The following is a 17,111-nucleotide window of genomic DNA, read 5'->3' as shown; positions in this document are numbered from 1 at the left end:
CCCCGCTGCTTCGCTACATATGACCCATTTTTGGATTGAGGTTGTTGTTTAGATCATGAAAACGAATTCCATTGCTCAGCAGCCGGGGTGGCTGAACAAGTCGCGCATGGCCGCGAGCCTCGGAATTACCGTGCAGGCCTTTGATAAATGGAAGGTTGAGCCGGTGCAGCGTATCGGTCGCGAGGCGTTTTTCGATGCCAAGTCGGTGTTGGCAAATCGTCTCAAGCATCAGGGCGCGAAAGAACAACCTGTAGACGATGACGGCAATCCGATTGATCCGCTCATTGAGTACAAACAGGCGCAGCAGAAATTGCGCCTGACAACCGAGCAAGCCGACGGGCAGGCAATGCGAAATCAGGTCAAGGCGAAAAAGCTGGTGCCGGTCGATTTTGCCGTGTTCGCCCTGGGCAAGTTGAGCGCAATGCTCGGCTCAACGCTCGACACCGTGCATGCCAAGGTAAAGCGCAAATGCCCGGACATCGAAGTGCGGCACCTTGAGGCAGTACAGCGCGAGGTCGCCATAGCGCGAAACGACGCCGTCAAGTTGGCGGACAAACTGCCGGAGTTACTTGATGAGTTCGTCGATTCCTTGGATGAGGGCGCTGATTGACAGTGTCCGTAAAGGTCTTGAGGGGCTTTACAAAGAGCCGCCGCTGACCGCGACGGAATGGGCAGACAAACACTTTTATCTGTCGTCGGAATCGTCCTACCAAGAAGGCAAATGGACCACCGCCCCGTTTCAGGTCGCGATTCTGAACGCGATGGGCAACGACCTGATTCGTGAAGTCAACGTGCTGAAATCGGCCCGGGTCGGCTATACGAAAATGCTTGTGGCCAACATGGGCTACAAGATCCAGCACAAGAAACGCAACGTGCTGACGTGGTGCCCGACTGACGGCGACGCTGACGGCATGATGAAGCGGCACATCGAAACGATGATCCGTGACGTGCCGGTGGTGAAGGCGCTGGCCCCATGGTTGGGCATGAAGCATCGAGATAACACGCTCGATGAAAAGCGTTTCGATAACGCCAAGATGCTGTGGTGTCTCGGCGGGACAGCGGCGAAGAACTACCGCGAGAAAAGCCCGGACGAGGTGATCTACGACGAACTGTCGAAGTTCGACGCGGACATTGAAGGCGAGGGCGCCCCGACCATCCTGGGCGACAAGCGTCTGGAAGGCGCGACGTTCAAGAAGTCGATTCGAGGATCTACACCGACCACCATTGTGCCCGCTGTTGAAGGCGAGGAAACGACGGGTGAGGGCTGTCAGATCACGCGGGCGGCGGATGATTCGCCGCACCTGCTGCGCTTCAACATCAAGTGTCCGCACTGCCAGACGGAACAGCATCTGAAGTGGGGCGACCCCGATACGCCGTTCGGCATCAAGTGGCTGCTGAACGACCTCAAGCAGGTCGAAAAGGCGTGGTATGCGTGCGAGTCCGGCCACGGTTGCACGTTCGAATACCACGAAATGATCGCGGCGTCGGCCAGCGGTCGCTACATCTGCGAGCGTTCCGGTATCTGGACGCGCGACGGCATGGAGTGGTTCACCAGTGCGGGCAAGGCCATGCAGGCGCCGCGCTCGGTGACGTTCCATATCTGGACGGTGTATTCGGAGTTTGTCACCTGGGCGGAAGTCGTCAGCGAATGGATCAAGGTCAAAAAAGACCGGGGCAAGCTCAAGACCTTTATCAACACCACGTTGGGCGAGGCTTGGGAGGAAGATCAGGGCGAGCAACTGGAATGGCAGCACCTACAGGCCCGCCGCGAGGTATATGCCCAAGTGCCGCCGTGGGTAGTCGCCATCTTCGGTGGCATCGACACTCAAGACGATCGTTACGAGGGTCGGTTTTGGGGATTCGGCGCGGGTGAGGAAGCCTGGTTAATCCACAAGTTCGTCCTGCAGGGCGATCCGGCCAGTGTCGAGCTGCGCAAGAAGGTCGGCATTGAGCTGAAAAAGCGTTTCGTCCGCGCCGATGGCACGGTGATGACGCTGGAGCGGGCGTGTTGGGATCAGGGCGGGCACTACTCGGACGAAGTGCGCGAAGAGAGCATCAAGCACGGGGTGAACTGGATCATCCCGGTGTTTGGTGCATCGACCTACGGCAAGCCGATCGCGACGTGGCCCCGCAAGAAGACCAAGGTCAAGGGCGGCCGGATTTACCTCGTTGAGGTCGGTACGGATAACGCCAAGGAACTGATTTACAACCGCCTGACGATTCAGCCAGACGCGCCGGGGATTCGTGTTCCTGGTTGTCTTCACTTGCCTGCCAACGATGAGTTGTGTGGCGAGGACGAGTTGCGGCAACTGACGGCCGAGCGGCGCAAGTGGGTGATCGTCAAGCATCGGCGCGTGCAGCGCTGGGACGCGGGCGGTCGCCGAAACGAAGCGCTCGACTGTCTGGTGTATGCCTTGGCCGCGTTGCGCATCAGTCAGGCGCGCTTCGGTCTGGATCTGGACTTACTCGCGCGGCAACTGCCGAGCGGTGTGTGGCATGTGCCGCCGGCCGAGGATGACCCCGAGCCGGACGACGAGCCGGAAGCCGCAGAACCTGCGCCGTTACCCGTAACGGCTGAACCATCACCCCCACAACCTGCATCGTCGTCGGACGAGGCCGGCGCGTGGATCACGAAAGGACAAGGCGCATGGCTGTAGCACCCACGGCGCAAGACATGGTGGATCGCTATCTGGCGGCAGAGATTGCCGTGCTGGATGGCAAAGAGACGTTTTTTCAGGGCCGCAAGGTGGTGATGTCGGATCTGGCCGACATCCAGAAAGGTCGGCTGTTCTGGGAGCGCCGTGTGGCCGCTCAGAACGCGGCGGACACTGGCCGGCCCGGGCACGCGTTGGCGGTGTTCCCGTGAACGTGCTGGACAAGGCTCTGGCGCCGTTCTTCCCGCATATGGTCATGGAGCGCCTGAAAGCCCGGCACGTTATTCGCGCTTTCGAGGCGGCCGAGCCAAGCCGCACGCACAAGGCCAAGCGCGAGACGCGCGGGGCAAACCGTGCGTTGCAGCATGCCGGCAAGTCGATGCGCGACCAGTGCCGGGCACTGGATCAAAACCACGACATTGTCACCGGGCTGTTTGACCGGCTGGAAGAACGTGTGGTGGGTGGCCCGGGCATTTCCGTCGAGCCGATTCCGCTGACCTTGACCGGTGATGTGCATCTTGAATTTGCCGCGCTGATCAAATCGCACTGGGCGGAGTGGTCGCTGAAACCGGAAGCCGCCGGCGAGTTGTCCCGGCCGCAGATGGAACGAATCATCTGCCGCACATGGCTGCGCGATGGTGAGGCGCTGGCTCAGGAGCTGGTAGGGGGAATTCCAAACTTTCAGCATCTACACGCGGTGCCGTACTCGCTGGAACTGCTTGAGAATGACTTCCTGCCCTGGGAGAAAAACGACGAATCACAGGGCATCGTCCAAGGTATTGAGCGCAATTCATGGCGTCGGGTCACGGCGTTTCACTTGCTGAAACAGCATCCTGGCGATTCGCTGGGGCGGGGGCTGTCGCTCGACACCAAGCGGGTGCCGGCTGAGCAGATGATTCACATTGCTTACCGTAAACGCATCGGTCAAAACCGGGGCCAGCCGCTGCTACACGCTGTAATTACCCGCCTCGCGGATATCAAGGATTACGAGGAAAGCGAGCGGGTCGCGGCGCGAATCAGTGCCGCGTTGGCCATGTACATCAAGAAGGGTTCCCCAGACGACTATGTGGCCCCGAAGGATGGCACAGCCCGCACGTTCCAGATGTCACCGGGCATGGTGATCGACACCCTGTTGCCGGGCGAAGAGGTCGGCATGATCAAAAGCGATCGGCCGAACCCTTTCCTTGAGGGCTTTCGAAACGGGCAGCTAAAGGCTGTCGCTGCCGGTGCGCGGATTGGATATTCGAGTCTGGCGCGCAGCTACGACGGCACCTATTCGGCGCAGCGTCAGGAGCTGGTTGAGGCTCAGCTGGGTTACGACCTGTTGCAGCACGAGTTTATCGACTACTGGTGCCGTCGCGTTTATCGCAACTGGCTGCGCGTGGCGATCATGAGCGGCGTGATCAAGGTGCCGTATGACGTCGATCCTCTGACCGTTTACGGGGCGATCTATCAAGGCCCGGTGATGCCGTGGATCAACCCGGTTCATGAGGCTACGGCATGGGAACTGTTGGTTGAGAGTGGCTTTGCCGATGAGGCCGAAGTGGCCCGGGCACGTCAGCGCAATCCGCAGGAGCTGAAGCGTTCGCGCGAAGCGGAGATTAAAACCAACCGGGATAAAGGGCTGGTCTTCAGCTCGGACGCCTATCACAAGTTCTACGGGAAAAATCAGACCAATGAACAAACGCGAAAACCTGCCGCTGATGCGGCCAAGGGGGTCGGTCGCGACGACGACTGACGCCGGTGAAAGCTGGTACTCGATGCGCGCGCTGTCGGCGAGCATCGGTGAGCTGCGCATTGAAGGGGAAATCGGCGCCTGGGGCATCACCGCCAAGCAGTTCGCCAAAGACCTCAAAGCGCTCGGTGACGTGTCACAAATCAATATGTATGTGAATTCACCCGGCGGCGAGGTGTTCGACGGGATCGCGATTTACAACATGCTCAAACATCACCCGGCCCGCATTGACGCGGTGGTGGGCAGTCTCGCCGCTTCAATGGGTAGTGTGATTTTGATGGCCGCCGACACGCGAAGCATTCCCGAAAACGCGGCGATCATGATCCATAAGCCCTGGGGGATTCAGGGCGGTGATGCTGAGGACATGCGGCGTTATGCCGAGCTGCTCGATAAGGTCGAGGGTTCGCTGGTGCAGGCGTATGTCGAGGCTACCGGCAAGACCGCCGAAGAAGTCCACGCCTTGCTCGACGCGGAAACGTGGATGTTCGGCAGCGAAGCGGTGGAAGCCGGTTTCGCAGACAAAATTCTTGAGCCGCTCAAAGCGTTCGCTCAAATCAATTCGCACCGCATGCAGGAGTTCACCAACATGCCACAAGCTTTCAAACAACTGCTGACCCCGCGCGGCTCGGTCACTTTGCCGGCTCCAGCACCTGCCCCGGCTCCAGCGACCGCTCCAGCACCGGCACCGGCGAATCAGACGGTTGACCAGATCCGCGCTCAGGCGCTGGCCGATGAGGGCGCGCGTCGCACGGCGATCACTGCCGCGTTTGCCGCGCCGTTTGCTGCGCCTCACGCGGCGCTGCTGCCCGAGTGCCTGAATGACGTGAATTGCTCGATCGAAACGGCCAACGCGAAGCTGCTGGCCGCGATGGGTGCCGGCACCACTCCGACCGGTTCGCAAATCATTCACGGCCACATTTCCAACGGCAATCTGGTGGGTGACTCGGTGCGTGCATCGATCGCCAGTCGCATCGGTCAGGCCGAGGTGCAGAAGGACAACGCCTATAACTACATGAGCCTGCGCGAGCTGGCCCGGGCGTCGCTTACCGATCGCGGCATTCTCGTGGCGTCGTATAACCCGATACAGATGGTGGGTCTGGCGTTTACTCACGATTCCAGCGACTTCGGCAACATCCTGCTGGACATCGCCGGCAAGTCGGTGCTGTTGGGCTGGGACGAAGCGCCGGAAACCTTCGACAAGTGGACGAAGAAAGGCCGTCTCAGCGACTTTAAGACCGTCAAGCGTGTGGGCCTCGGCGCCTTCGGCAGCCTGCGTGAAGTTCGCCCGGGTGCGGAGTACAAGTACATCACTACCAGCGATCGCGGTGAGGCGATCCGTTTGGCCACCTACGGCGAGCTGTTCGGCATCACCCGTCAGGCGATCATCAACGATGACCTCGATCAGCTCAGCACCGTGCCTTACGGCATGGGTCTGGCGGCGCGCGGCACGATCGGCGATTTGGTCTATGACGTACTGACCACCGGCCCGGCGTTGAGCGACGGCAAGGCGCTGTACGACGCCACCCGGAAAAACCTGTTCAAAGGCGCCGTCTCGGCCATGTCGATCGAGGCGCTGAGTGCGGCCAAGACCGCTATGGCGTTGCAGAAGTCGCCGGCAGCCGAAGGCGTCAAGTCGCGCACCCTGAACATTCGTCCGGCGTATGTGCTGGTGCCGGTGTGCCTGGAAGACAAGACCAATCAGTTGATCCGCTCCGCCTCGGTGCCGGGTGCCGACAGCAATGCCGGCATCGACAACCCGATTCGCAACTTCGCCGAGGTGATCGCCGAGCCGCGTCTGGATGATGTTTCCTCGATCGAGTGGTACATGGCCGCCAGACAGGGCAGCGACACCATTGAGGTCGCGTATCTGGATGGCGTTGATCAGCCGTACATCGAGCAGACCCAAGGCTTCTCCGTCGACGGCGTAGTCAGCAAGGTGCGGATCGATGCCGGCGTGGCGCCGCTCGATTCTCGCGGCTTGAACAAGTCCCTCGGCAAGTAACTCGCCGATCCTCTCGAAACCCCGTCAAGTGCGGGGTTTGTTGTTTATGTATAGGAGAAATTGACCATGGCTAAGAACTACGCCGGTACAGGCATGACCGTTGATTTTATCGCCCCGACTGCCGGGGCATTCGCGGGCGTGCCGCTGGTGCTGAACGACATGGTGGTGATTCCCACGTCGACTGGCACCAAGGGCGCCAAGATGGTGGGCATCACCGCCGAAGAATGGCGCCTGCCGGTGGACGGCGCGCTGAAGCTGGGCCAGAAGGTTAATGTTCTGGCGGGCGTGCTGGTGGCCCCGGCCGTCGCCGACTCGGTGCCGTTCGGCAAGCTGACTTCTGATCCCTCTGGCGGCTTCGCCACTGCGTTGTTGATCCAGTGATGAGCGCCTGGCGCTTTCGTGAGCTGGCGGCACGTATGGACGCAGTGCTGGTAGAGCGCTTGGGCGACCCGGCGACGCTGGCCGACGGCCGCCCGATCAAGGGGGCATTTGCCTCGCCTTTTGTCGGTGCCGAAATCGGCGGTGGCAAGGGTGGGGCGGTGCGTTTGGGGTCGGCCATCAACGCCGATGCGGTGCTTGAGCCAACGCTGACGGTTCGTGTGATTGATGTGGTCGGGGTCAAGGCGGGGGACTTTCTTACCGTCGAACTGCCGGCCCTTTTGGGCGGTGGCCGCTACAAGGTCAGCCGGTTGAAGCCTGACGGCGCGGGCATGGTTGATCTGGTGTTGGGGGTGAGCAGTGAGCGAACTGACGACATTACATAGCGCCATCACCGCCACGATCAAGGCGGCGATGCCCAAAGTTCTGCACGTCGAGGAATTCCCTGAAGTGGGGCAGATGGTCGATGTGCCGGCGCTGTTGTACGGGCTGACGGATATGACCCTTGGCGATCAGCGCGGCGAAGGAAAAACGGCGCTGATCGGCCGTTTTCAGTCGTGCATTCTGATCGACGCGACACGGCCGAAGGCTTCGCTACAGGCGGCCATTCTGGCGTCACAGTTGACCGTGATTCTGAATTATCAGTATTGGGGGCTGGATGACATTGTCACCGGCCCGCCGGAGAACATCCACGCCCAGCCCGAGGCGCCTGCGCAAGACCTTGAGCAGTTTGTCATGTGGTCGGTGCAATGGACGCAGGCCTTTGAGGTCGGAGAGTTCGAATGGCCATGGCCGGACGAGCCGCCGGGCTCGCTGATGCTGGGCCTCGCTGACGCTTCAAAAGAAGAGTTCTTTCCGCCGGAATCCCCGCCATGATTGCCTACGCACTGGCTGAGCATGACCGCATGATTGCGGCCATGTTGATGCCTTGCGTGGTGGTGGGGGTGGATCTGGCGGCGCCGGCGGTGCGGGTGTCGAATGGCGAGTGGACAAGTGCCTGGGTTCGCTGGCACAGCCTCGCGGCCGGCAAGGCACGACACTGGCGGGCGCCGAGCCTAGGAGAGCAGGGCGTGCTGTTCAACCCCAGCGGACAGGCCGGCATGGGCACCTTTGTACCCGGGCTGTACGGCGATGCGGGCGGCCAGCCCGACAATCGCGACCACGTCGAGGTCTGGCGTTTCGATGATGGCGGCTCGCTGGTCTACGACTGGCAGGCCAAGAGCTACACCGTCACCCTGCCGACCGGCACGGTGACGATCAAGGTAGGGAGCACAGAAGTCGTCGTTACGGATAACGCGGTGACGGTGAAGTCTGGAACGATCGACCTTGAGGCGACTGTGAATATCAAAGGGCCGGTGAAGATCGACGGGCCGTTACTCGTAACGGGCAACATCGGCGGCGCCGGCAACATCATGGCGGCCGGTAATAGCGACAACCACCACACGCATTAATCAATCATTCAACCAGCCCGCCCAAGTGCGGGCTTTTTTGTGCCCGGAGGAAACATGGCCAAGACCACTGCAACACCTGTCGCCGACCAATCGCCGGCGGCGGATCTGCTGTTGAAATTCAGCGACAAGCTCTTTACCTCGCGCACCCTGTGCATCCCCGGAACGGAGCGCACGCTGCCGGTGGCCAAGGCCATTGTCGAGGTGTCGGCATCCGATGAGCAGGCTGTCAGTTACCTGAAAGCCCATCCCGAACTTGAAGCCCTGGAGTGACGTAGATGATCGGAATGGATCGCCACACCGGCCAGCCCATTTCCGGCATCGAGCATGTGCTTCAGGCCATCCCCGACATTCTCGGCACGCCGCTGGGTAGTCGTCGGGAGCGCCCGGACTACGGCAGCAAGCTGCGCACCTACGTGGATTTGCCGGTAAACGCCGGCTGGAAAAGCTCGGTGCAGGCTGAGGCGGCGCGCGCGATTGGCATGTGGGAGCCGCGCGTGAAGCTGGAGAGTGTCCGCGTGGTGGCCGTGCTGGGCGGGAAAATTGATTTGGTTGTTGCCGGCGAGTACCTGGGCGACAGCTTTGTGGTCGAGGTGAGCGCATGAGTATCTTGGATCTGTCAGCGCTGCCGGCACCGGACGTGCTGGAGCCGCTGGATTATGAGCTGACCTATGACGACTGCCTGAGCATCTTTCGCGGACACATGGGCGACAACTGGACGGCCAACCTGGAGTCCGATCCGGTGGTCAAGCTGCTGGAGGTCGGGGCGTATATCAAGCTCGGCAACCGTGCCCGGGTCAACGACGCGGCCAAGGCGCAACTGTTGGCCTATTCGACCGGGAGTGACCTCGATCAGCTTGGGGCCAACGTCAATCTGCCACGCCTGGTGATTCAGGCCGAGGATCTGACGGCTGTGCCGCCAGTGCCCGAGGTCATGGAAGAACACGACCCCTACCGCGAGCGCATCCAGTTGGCCTTTGAGGGGTTGACCACGGCCGGCCCGCGTAACAGCTACATCCTGCACACGCGCAACGCCTCGGGGTTGGTGGCCGACGCCACCGCTGAAAGCCCGGCCCCGTGCAACGTTACGGTAACGGTACTGAGTACCGAGGGTAAGGGTGAGGCCGGCGCCGAGCTGCTGGCCATCGTCGCGGCGGCATTGGACGATGAAGATACCCGCCCGGTCGGTGATCGGGTCAAGGTGCAAAGTGCGGAAATCCTCGACTACCGCATTGATGCGATTCTGCATATGAGCAGCGCCGGCCCTGAAGGGGATGCCAGTCTGGCCGAGGCCATCAAGCGACTGGCGGCGTGGATCAATCCGCGTAAACGGCTGGGGGTCGAGGTGGCACGGTCGGCCGTAGACGCCCAGTTGCACGTTGCCGGCGTTTCGCGGGTCGAGCTGCCCGGCTGGGTTGATCTGGCGCCTACGAAGGCGCAGGCGGCTTATTGCACGGGTTACAGCGTAACGATGGCGGGGGCGACATGAAAAGCCTGCTGCCGAGCAATAGCACGCCACTGGAGCGGGCGATTGAGGCGGCTTTCTATGAGCGCACCATTGTCCCGCTGCGCACGCTGTACAACCCCGACACCTGTCCGGTTCATCTGCTGCCGCATCTGGCGTGGGCATGGTCGGTCGACCGCTGGGATTATCGGTGGTCTGAAGCGACCAAGCGCGCCGCCATCAAGGCCTCGTTCTACATCCACAAGCACAAGGGCACGATCGGCGCGCTGCGTCGGGTGGTCGAGCCGCTGGGCTATCTGATCGAGATTGTCGAGTGGTTCAAGACTGTGCCTGAGGGGGTGCCGGGCACCTTTGCGCTGAAGGTCGGCGTGCTGGATACCGGGATCACCGAGGAAATGTATCAGGAGCTTGAGCGCCTGATTGACGACGCCAAGCCTGTGAGTCGGCACCTGACAGGGCTGGACATCATTCTTGAAACCCGGTGCGACGCTTACGTTGGCTTCGCCGTTTATGACGGCGATGAGATCGATGTTTACCCATGGAGCAACCCGGATATCGACGTGGTGATTCAGGGTTATAGCGGCGTGAGCAATTACATACTCGACGAATTGGACGTGTACCCCCATGGTTGATACGAACACTATTTTTGGCGGCATGCTCACGAATCTAGGGGCGGCAAAGAAAACCAACTGCGACGCGCTGGGTATTCCGTGGGAGCCCAAGTATTTGTTGATCGGTGATGCAAACGGCACCGATCCAGTTCCAAGTCCCACGCAGACGGCGCTGATCCATCAGGTGCATCGCGCCCAGCTCAATCAGCTGCGTGTGTCACCGACGGACTCGAACATTCTGATCGCCGAGGTGGTTCTACCACCGGATGTGGGTGGCTGGTGGATGCGAGAGTTGGCGCTGGAAGACAAGGACGGCGTGTTTTCAGCCGTGGCCAACCCGGCTCCCAGCTATAAGCCGTTGCTGTCCCAGGGATCGGGCCGCAACCAGGTGGTGCGGATGCACATCATCACCAATGGCACCGCCAACATTCAGTTGAAAATCGATCCGAGTGTTGTGCTGGCAACGCGCGAATACGTCGACTCCAGAATTCTGGAAGAACTGTACAAGCTCGACAGCAAACAATCGGTGCGCGTGGCCACTACCGCGAACATCGTGCTGTCAGGTCTTCAGACGGTCGATGGGGTCGCAGTGGTGGCCGGTGATCGAGTGCTGGTGAAGAACCAGACAACGGCCAAAGACAACGGCCTGTATGTGGTGGCGGCGGGTGCTTGGTCGCGGGCTCTAGATGCTGACACCAATGCCGAAGTGACCTCGGCGTTACTGGTGTCCGTCGAGCAAGGGGTCACGCTGGCCGATACGCGCTGGCAGTTAATCACCGACGCCGTGATTGTGCTGGGCACCACGGCGCTGACCTTTCAAAACGTGACCTTCGGGTTTGCGCCGCTGGCATCGCCAAAACTGACCGGTGTTCCCGAGACGCCGACGGCCGCCAAGGACACCGGGTCGCCACAGATTGCTTCCTGCGAGTTTGTGCTGGGTCAAGCGTCTGACGAGAACCCGAAGGTTGATGGCGCGGCAGCGCCGGGCGTGTCGAAGCGTGTGGCACGCTCTGATCACGTTCATCCGACTGACGCGACGCGCGCCGCGATTGCCGATTTGCCCTACCGGGGGTTTCTTTCCTGGGCTGTAGCGGGGGTCTATACGTGGACGGTTCCGGCGGGTGTGACAAAGGGATACGCGATCGTCAAAGGGGCGGGGGGGAGTGGGCGCAACAGCCAGCTCTTCGGTCCGGGCGGTGGCGGTGGCGGGGTGGCTGAAGGCTTGGTGACGCTGGTGCCGGGTGCCGTCATTACGATCACGGTCGGCGCTGGCGGCGCGGGAGTTTCCTACAGCGTGAGTGGCGGTCCGGGCCTTGCCGGTGGCGGTTCCTCATTCGGCGGCTTCATGTCGGCCACTGGGGGCGGTGGCGGTGACTCCAGCGGTGGCGGTGGTAAAAGTGGCGTGGGCACGGGTGGGGATCAAAATTGGGGCTTGGGCGATGGTCAATCCGGCGGCCGGGTAAATGCGACATCGTATGGTTTTCCGGGCAGCGGTGGCGGGCCAGGTGGCGCCGGCGCAGCGGTCGACGCGGCTGGTGTCGGTCAGTCCCCGCTCAGAAGTGGCCAAGGTCCGGGCGGTGGCGGTGGGGGGCGGATGGACAACGGCGGTCTTTCTGGTGCCGGTGCGGCCGGCTCCGTCAGCATAAGGTGGTGAGTATGTGGGCACATATTGAAAGCGGTCGCGTCATTGAGGTGACCGACATTGATCCGGCGGGTCGCTATCACGCGTCATGGGTCTGGAAGGCCTGCCCGGCGGCTGTCGGGCTGGGTTGGACATTTAGTAGCGGCACCTTTTCGCCTCCTGCGGGCCTTTCTGCGGAGGCCCTGGCCGCCAGCGAGCGGTTTTGGCGTGACAGTGAACTGGCGGGTAATGAATGGCTGGTCGCCCGGCATCGTGATGAACAGGACATGGGCGAGGCGACGACGCTGGCAACTGAGCAGTTTTCGGCGTTGCTTGTGTACCGCAAGCAGTTGCGCGACTGGCCCGAAGGTTCAGCGTTTCCCGAGAGTGCGGGCCGGCCCGTCGCGCCGGACTGGCTCGCAACAATCATTGTCCCCTGACGCCCCGCACTGACGGGGCGTTTTCTTTTCCGTTACGCGTAACACGAACACCCTCACAGCCTCGCTTATGCGGGGCTTTTTCGTTTCTGGAGATTGACCCTTATGAGTGGTTTTTTTCACGGCGTCACGACCACGCTGATCGAAACCGGTGCGCGCACTATCTCGCTGCCGTCGTCCTCGATCATTGGTCTGTGCGACACCTTCATCCCCGGTATTCTCGGCGGCGGCACGGCCAAGGCCGGCGAGCTGAAGCTGATCACCTCCGAGCGCGAAGCCATCGCGGCGTTCGGTGCAGGCTCGGCCATCGCCAAGGCGGCGGCTGCAATCTACGTGCGGGCCAAGGCGGTGATCGTCGCTGTCGGCGTGCCCAAGCTCGAGGACGCTGCGCTGCAAACCTCGGCCATCATCGGTGGCGTTCTCGCCGATGGCCAGCGTACCGGCCTTCAGGCGCTGCTGGACGGCAAGAGCAAGCACAACGCCCAGCCCAAGCTGCTGATCGCCCCGGGGCATTCGGCGACCCAGGCGGTGGCGACCGCGATGGATGCGCTGGCCGCAAAGCTGCGCGCGATGGCGATCATCGACGGGCCGAATACCACCGATGAGGCCGCCATGGCCTATGCCTTGAACTTCGGCAGCAAGCGGCTGTTTCTGGTCGATCCGGGGGTGCAGTTCTGGGACACCATCGAGAGCGCGACGATCGACGCACCGGGTTCGGCGTGGACGGCGGGTCTGTTTGCCTGGACGGATGCGACTTACGGCTATTGGGCGTCGCCGTCGAACAAGGAGTTTGTCGGCATCACCGGCACCACTCGCCCGATCGAGTACCTGGACGGTGACGAAACATGCCGGGCCAACCTGCTGAACAACGCGAACATCACCACGATCATTCGCGACGGCGGTTTCCGTCTGTGGGGCAACCGCACGCTGTCCAGCGATCCGAAATGGGCGTTCGTCACCCGCGTGCGTACCTGCGACATCCTCATGGATGCGATTCAGGCGGGCCACAAGTGGGCAGTCGACCGCTCGATCACCAAGACCTACGTCAAGGACGTCACCGAAGGCCTTCAGGCGTTCATGCGCGACCAGAAGAACGCCGGCGCGATCATCAACTTCGAAGTCTATCCGGACACCGAAATGAACACGGCCAGCCAGATCGAGCAGGGCAAGGTGTATTGGCGTATCCGCTTCACCGACGTGCCGCCGGCCGAAAACCCGAATTTCCTGATCGAGGTCACCAACGAGTGGCTGACCGAAGTGCTTGAAGCCTAAGGGGGCTAACCGATGATTCCTCAAGTTCTTAAGAACATGAACCTGTTTGTGGACGGCGTCAGTTTCTCCGGCGACGTGCCGACCCTGTCGCTGCCCAAGCTGACCCAAAAAGTCGAGGACTATCAGGGCGGCGGCATGTTCGCCCCGATCGAATTCGCCGTGGGCATGGAAAAGCTGGAGTCAGCATTTACCACCAACGGCGTGCGCCGCGAGTCGCTGAAGTTCTTTGGTCTGGCTGACCAGACGGCGACCAGTCTGGTGTTCCGTGGTGCGTTTGCGGATCTGAAAGGCCGTGTGGTGCCGGTGATTGTCACCCTGCGCGGTGGCGTGAAAGAGGTGGATATGGGCGACTGGAAGCCCGCCACCGTTGGCGAAATCAAGCACGGGGTAAAGATCACCTACTACAAGCTCGAAATCGACGGGCGTGTGATGTACGAGATCGATCCGCTCAACATGATCATGGTTGTCGATGGCGTTGACCAGTTGGCCGCCGAACGTTCGGCCCTCGGCCTCTAAGGACTCAGAAAATGACTCAAGAAAATGCAAGCAAAAAGACCCCGAAGTGGCTGGCTGTCAGCGACGAGAGTGCAGTAATCAGCATGGTGGGCGCCGTCGAGATTGGTGGCGTCAAGGTGGACAAGCTGACCATGCGCGCGCCGACGGTACGCGACCAGCGCGCCGCCAATGCGACGGCGAAGGGCGACTACGAGCAGATCGAAATCAACATGTTGTGCAGCCTGTTGATGGCGACCGAACCGGAGATTGCGGCGCTCAGTCTGCGCAATTACAACCGCTTGCAGGCGGGCTATTTTCGCCTGGTCGAAGAGGACGAACTTTAACGCCGAAACGCAAAGGATCGCGGCCAAGCGCTTGGCGAGAGAGACAGGTTTCTCTGCCGCCGAGATCGAGGCCATGAGCTTTGATCGGATGCTGTGGTGGCTCACGGATTGAGCCACTTTCGACTCGACGAATAGGGCACGCACATGAGCAATAAACTTGCGCTCGGGCTGGTTATTGGCGGCGCCGTCAGTTCCACGGTGGGGGCGGCCTTCAAGGACGTTTCCAGCCGCATCAAGAAGCTGGAAGAAACCGGGAAAAAAGCCCGGGTGCTGGAAAAGTCTATCGGCGAAACCATGCGCCTGCGTGAAGAGTGGCTGAAGGCGCACAGGGAGGGCGAGAAGGGCGCCGACAAGTTGCGCACGCGACTGGAGGCCAATCTGGCCGCCCTGAAGAAGCAGGGCGTCGAGGTACGCAATCTGGGCAAGGCTTACACCCAGATGGGCAACACGGCGCGCGCGGCCGAGCTGAAAGCCAAGGGCCACATGCAGCTCGACGCCGGCAAGCAGCAGATGAAAAGCAGCATCGGCCAAGCCACGGCGGCCACGGCGGCCATGGTCATACCGGCGAAGATCAGCGCGGACTATGGCGCGATCATTCGTGACATTGCGATCAAGGCCAACATTGCAAACACGCCCGAAGAGGCGACGCTGTCCAAGACCGTGATCGACACGTCACGCGACACCGGCATGGCGCGCAATCAGGTGGCCGAGGTGGTGAACGCCCTGGTGGGCGCCGGCATGGAGCTGGACAAGGCGCTGGCCTATGCCCCAACGGCGGCCAAGTTCTCCGTCGGGCAGGGATCGGACGGCACCGAAACCGCCAAGATGATCAACGCCCTGGGGCAGAACGCCAAGATCACCGACCCCGTGGTCATGCAAAAGGCACTGGAGGCGATCGCCTACCAAGGGCAGGCGGGCAGCTTTGAGGCGGCCGACATGGCGCGCTGGTTCCCTGAGCTGCTGGCGGGCATGGGCAAGCTGGGCATTACCGGCATGGACTCGGTGACGCAACTGGGGTCGATGCTTCAGGTGCAGATGAAGACCGCCGGCGGTTCGGATGAAGCGGCCAACAACCTCAAGAACTGGATGGAGAAAATCGGCTCCGGTGACACCGTCGAGGCGTACAAGAAGGCCGGCATCGACTATCAGGGATCGATGAACACCGGCCTGCAGAATGGCAAGTCCACCTTGGAATCCAGCTTTGCGCTGGCCCAAAAGTACATCGAGGCGACCGACCCGAAGAAGGCCGCCGAAATGGCGAAAGCCACGGCCGCGATCAGCAAGGAGTCTGATCCGGAGAAAGCCAAGGCCATGATCGCCTCCCTTGAATCGGCGCTGCGTACCGGCGACCTGTTCGCCGACATGCAGGTCAAGGGCGCCTTGACCGCGTACATGCAGAACAAGGATCTGTACGACAAGCTGAAAAAGGAGTCGGCCAGCGCGACCGGGATTCTGGACAAGAACCTGGCTGAGCGTCGGGAATCCTCGGCGCAGAAACAGGCCGAGATGGTGCAAGGCCTTGATGATTCCATGCGTGCCATTGGCGATGCCATGCGGCCGGTGACGGATGCGGTGGTTGGCGGCATCACGTCCGTGGCTGGCGGGCTGGCGAAGCTGGCGGACGAATCGCCCCGGCTGGTAACAGGCATCGGTCTGGCCACTGCCGGCTTGATCGGTCTGTCGGCGGCGGTGAGTGGCTTCAAGATGGCCAAGGGGCTGATGAATATCGGCCGCGGCTCACTGATGGGCAATCCGAACATTCCGCAAAAGGTGATTGTGACCAACCTGCCGGCCGGTGGTGCCGGCGGGCTGGATGGCGGCGACCTCGATGCCGGCGACGACAAGAAGGGCAAGAAAGGCAAGGGTGGTGGCAAGGGAGGCCGGGGTGGCAGCATGGGTCGAGGTGTCGGCAACGTCGTGAAGGGGGCGGCGGTGTTCGCTGTCGCTGACGCCGGGTTCAAGGCCTATGACACCTACCAGAACGCAGAAACGCAGGACGAGAAGGCTGAAGGCTACGGCGCGGCGGCGGGTGGGTTGGCAGGCACGCTGACCGGTGCCGCCGCTGGAGCGGCGATCGGTACGGCGGTGTTGCCGGTGATTGGCACCTTTGTAGGCGGCTTGATTGGGGGATATCTCGGCAGCCAAGGCGGTGACGCGCTGGGTGGTGCGATCGGCAAGTCGATGTTTGGCACGCCCGACGAGCTGAAGCGGATGCCGGCCGCCGGGCCGCTGATGATGAGCAATGCCGGCAAGGACATCCCGCCGGTGATGGGCGACATCGCCAAATCGTTCACCAAGCCGTCGGGGGCGGCGCCGCTGATGATGTCGCTGCCGGGTCAGACGCCGGCGCCGGCCGCGTCGGCGCAGATCGGCGATGCCGGGCGCTCGATGCTGCTGCCGGAAGCCAGTGCCGACGCCAAGGCCGGGCCGTTGGCCAAGCCAGCGCCGACCGCTGCGCCGCCGGCCAACATCGAAGCCAGGGTGGACATTCAAGCGCCGTTTTCGTTGACCGTGCAGGGCGACGTGCAGGACGCCAACGCGCTCTACAACAAGCTCAAGCCGATGCTCGATCAGCACTACCGCGACCTCGCCAAGCAGCAGGAAAACCGCAAGCTGTTTGATGCGCCGCACGTTTAATCAGGGGGATTC

General features: G+C 61.7%; 19 protein-coding genes. All 19 read left to right on the top strand.

What is annotated here, in order from left to right; translation table 11 throughout:
• The first annotated feature begins 55 nt into the window (after positions 1-55).
• The 19 genes from LOY38_RS19630 (at position 56) to LOY38_RS19540 (ending at position 17,099) form a co-directional block, all read left to right on the top strand.
• On the top strand, positions 56-610 hold the full coding sequence (locus tag LOY38_RS19630) for a terminase small subunit (protein ID WP_258696671.1): 555 nt from the start codon (positions 56-58) through the stop codon (positions 608-610).
• Positions 573-2,657, top strand: coding sequence for a phage terminase large subunit family protein (locus tag LOY38_RS19625; RefSeq protein ID WP_258696670.1), 2,085 nt, complete (start codon positions 573-575; stop codon positions 2,655-2,657). Before LOY38_RS19630 ends, LOY38_RS19625 begins: the two co-directional genes overlap by 38 nt.
• Positions 2,648-2,866, top strand: coding sequence for a primosomal replication protein PriB/PriC domain protein (locus LOY38_RS19620; RefSeq protein ID WP_258696669.1), 219 nt, complete (start codon positions 2,648-2,650; stop codon positions 2,864-2,866). The genes LOY38_RS19625 and LOY38_RS19620 overlap by 10 nt, the downstream gene beginning before the upstream one ends.
• Positions 2,863-4,392, top strand: coding sequence for a phage portal protein (locus LOY38_RS19615; protein ID WP_258696668.1), 1,530 nt, complete (start codon positions 2,863-2,865; stop codon positions 4,390-4,392). Before LOY38_RS19620 ends, LOY38_RS19615 begins: the two co-directional genes overlap by 4 nt.
• The gene (locus tag LOY38_RS19610) at positions 4,331-6,391 is read left to right on the top strand and encodes a ClpP-like prohead protease/major capsid protein fusion protein (RefSeq protein WP_258696667.1); all 2,061 of its coding nucleotides are present in this window, start codon (positions 4,331-4,333) and stop codon (positions 6,389-6,391) included. The genes LOY38_RS19615 and LOY38_RS19610 overlap by 62 nt, the downstream gene beginning before the upstream one ends.
• 66 nt (positions 6,392-6,457) lie before the next feature.
• Positions 6,458-6,772, top strand: a complete 315-nt coding sequence (locus LOY38_RS19605) for a hypothetical protein (protein ID WP_258696666.1) — start codon at positions 6,458-6,460, stop codon at positions 6,770-6,772.
• Positions 6,772-7,155, top strand: a complete 384-nt coding sequence (locus LOY38_RS19600; RefSeq protein WP_258696665.1) for a hypothetical protein — start codon at positions 6,772-6,774, stop codon at positions 7,153-7,155. Before LOY38_RS19605 ends, LOY38_RS19600 begins: the two co-directional genes overlap by 1 nt.
• A complete protein-coding gene (locus LOY38_RS19595) occupies positions 7,130-7,645 on the top strand; it encodes a hypothetical protein (protein WP_258696664.1) in 516 nt (171 codons plus the stop codon). Before LOY38_RS19600 ends, LOY38_RS19595 begins: the two co-directional genes overlap by 26 nt.
• Positions 7,645-8,220, top strand: coding sequence for a phage baseplate assembly protein V (locus tag LOY38_RS19590; protein WP_258700761.1), 576 nt, complete (start codon positions 7,645-7,647; stop codon positions 8,218-8,220). Before LOY38_RS19595 ends, LOY38_RS19590 begins: the two co-directional genes overlap by 1 nt.
• Before the next feature lie 54 nt (positions 8,221-8,274).
• Positions 8,275-8,490 (top strand): hypothetical protein, encoded by a 216-nt coding sequence (locus LOY38_RS19585; RefSeq protein WP_258696663.1) that lies wholly within the window; start codon positions 8,275-8,277, stop codon positions 8,488-8,490.
• 5 nt (positions 8,491-8,495) lie between these two features.
• Positions 8,496-8,822: a GPW/gp25 family protein gene (locus LOY38_RS19580; protein WP_258696662.1), complete on the top strand. Its 327-nt coding sequence runs from the start codon at positions 8,496-8,498 to the stop codon at positions 8,820-8,822.
• Positions 8,819-9,706, top strand: a complete 888-nt coding sequence (locus LOY38_RS19575; protein ID WP_258696661.1) for a baseplate J/gp47 family protein — start codon at positions 8,819-8,821, stop codon at positions 9,704-9,706. Before LOY38_RS19580 ends, LOY38_RS19575 begins: the two co-directional genes overlap by 4 nt.
• Complete coding sequence (locus tag LOY38_RS19570) at positions 9,703-10,314, top strand: phage tail protein I (protein ID WP_258696660.1); 612 nt, start codon at positions 9,703-9,705, stop codon at positions 10,312-10,314. Before LOY38_RS19575 ends, LOY38_RS19570 begins: the two co-directional genes overlap by 4 nt.
• 22 nt (positions 10,315-10,336) lie before the next feature.
• A complete protein-coding gene (locus LOY38_RS19565) occupies positions 10,337-11,947 on the top strand; it encodes a phage tail protein (protein ID WP_309475854.1) in 1,611 nt (536 codons plus the stop codon).
• A gap of 2 nt (positions 11,948-11,949) precedes the next feature.
• On the top strand, positions 11,950-12,354 hold the full coding sequence (locus LOY38_RS19560) for a phage tail assembly chaperone (protein WP_258696658.1): 405 nt from the start codon (positions 11,950-11,952) through the stop codon (positions 12,352-12,354).
• Between the two features lie 102 nt (positions 12,355-12,456).
• Entirely contained in the window at positions 12,457-13,623 is a 1,167-nt protein-coding gene (locus LOY38_RS19555) for a phage tail sheath family protein (RefSeq protein WP_258696657.1), read from the top strand.
• 12 nt (positions 13,624-13,635) lie between these two features.
• Positions 13,636-14,139, top strand: a complete 504-nt coding sequence (locus LOY38_RS19550) for a phage major tail tube protein (protein WP_258696656.1) — start codon at positions 13,636-13,638, stop codon at positions 14,137-14,139.
• An 11-nt stretch (positions 14,140-14,150) separates the two neighbouring features.
• Positions 14,151-14,462 (top strand): phage tail assembly protein, encoded by a 312-nt coding sequence (locus tag LOY38_RS19545; protein ID WP_258696655.1) that lies wholly within the window; start codon positions 14,151-14,153, stop codon positions 14,460-14,462.
• A 144-nt stretch (positions 14,463-14,606) separates the two neighbouring features.
• Positions 14,607-17,099 carry a phage tail tape measure protein gene (locus LOY38_RS19540; protein WP_258696654.1) on the top strand — a complete coding sequence of 831 codons (2,493 nt, stop codon included), beginning with the start codon at positions 14,607-14,609 and terminating at the stop codon, positions 17,097-17,099.
• Positions 17,100-17,111 lie beyond the last annotated feature (12 nt).

Origin of the sequence: Pseudomonas sp. B21-015 (genome assembly GCF_024749285.1) — a bacterium.
In the GTDB taxonomy this organism is placed as follows: domain Bacteria; phylum Pseudomonadota; class Gammaproteobacteria; order Pseudomonadales; family Pseudomonadaceae; genus Aquipseudomonas.
This window is presented reverse-complemented; position numbering and strand designations above follow the sequence as displayed.

What these genes read in the sequence shown, in the direction of transcription:
- LOY38_RS19540 (WP_258696654.1), top strand. Translation starts at nt 14,607, where the DNA reads ATGAGCAATAAACTTGCGCTCGGGCTGGTTATTGGCGGCGCCGTCAGT.
- LOY38_RS19555 (WP_258696657.1), top strand. Translation starts at nt 12,457, where the DNA reads ATGAGTGGTTTTTTTCACGGCGTCACGACCACGCTGATCGAAACCGGT.
- LOY38_RS19610 (WP_258696667.1), top strand. Translation starts at nt 4,331, where the DNA reads ATGAACAAACGCGAAAACCTGCCGCTGATGCGGCCAAGGGGGTCGGTC.
- LOY38_RS19545 (WP_258696655.1), top strand. Translation starts at nt 14,151, where the DNA reads ATGACTCAAGAAAATGCAAGCAAAAAGACCCCGAAGTGGCTGGCTGTC.
- LOY38_RS19575 (WP_258696661.1), top strand. Translation starts at nt 8,819, where the DNA reads ATGAGTATCTTGGATCTGTCAGCGCTGCCGGCACCGGACGTGCTGGAG.
- LOY38_RS19600 (WP_258696665.1), top strand. Translation starts at nt 6,772, where the DNA reads ATGAGCGCCTGGCGCTTTCGTGAGCTGGCGGCACGTATGGACGCAGTG.
- LOY38_RS19625 (WP_258696670.1), top strand. Translation starts at nt 573, where the DNA reads ATGAGTTCGTCGATTCCTTGGATGAGGGCGCTGATTGACAGTGTCCGT.
- LOY38_RS19570 (WP_258696660.1), top strand. Translation starts at nt 9,703, where the DNA reads ATGAAAAGCCTGCTGCCGAGCAATAGCACGCCACTGGAGCGGGCGATT.
- LOY38_RS19585 (WP_258696663.1), top strand. Translation starts at nt 8,275, where the DNA reads ATGGCCAAGACCACTGCAACACCTGTCGCCGACCAATCGCCGGCGGCG.
- LOY38_RS19550 (WP_258696656.1), top strand. Translation starts at nt 13,636, where the DNA reads ATGATTCCTCAAGTTCTTAAGAACATGAACCTGTTTGTGGACGGCGTC.
- LOY38_RS19560 (WP_258696658.1), top strand. Translation starts at nt 11,950, where the DNA reads ATGTGGGCACATATTGAAAGCGGTCGCGTCATTGAGGTGACCGACATT.
- LOY38_RS19565 (WP_309475854.1), top strand. Translation starts at nt 10,337, where the DNA reads ATGCTCACGAATCTAGGGGCGGCAAAGAAAACCAACTGCGACGCGCTG.
- LOY38_RS19630 (WP_258696671.1), top strand. Translation starts at nt 56, where the DNA reads ATGAAAACGAATTCCATTGCTCAGCAGCCGGGGTGGCTGAACAAGTCG.
- LOY38_RS19620 (WP_258696669.1), top strand. Translation starts at nt 2,648, where the DNA reads ATGGCTGTAGCACCCACGGCGCAAGACATGGTGGATCGCTATCTGGCG.
- LOY38_RS19605 (WP_258696666.1), top strand. Translation starts at nt 6,458, where the DNA reads ATGGCTAAGAACTACGCCGGTACAGGCATGACCGTTGATTTTATCGCC.
- LOY38_RS19580 (WP_258696662.1), top strand. Translation starts at nt 8,496, where the DNA reads ATGATCGGAATGGATCGCCACACCGGCCAGCCCATTTCCGGCATCGAG.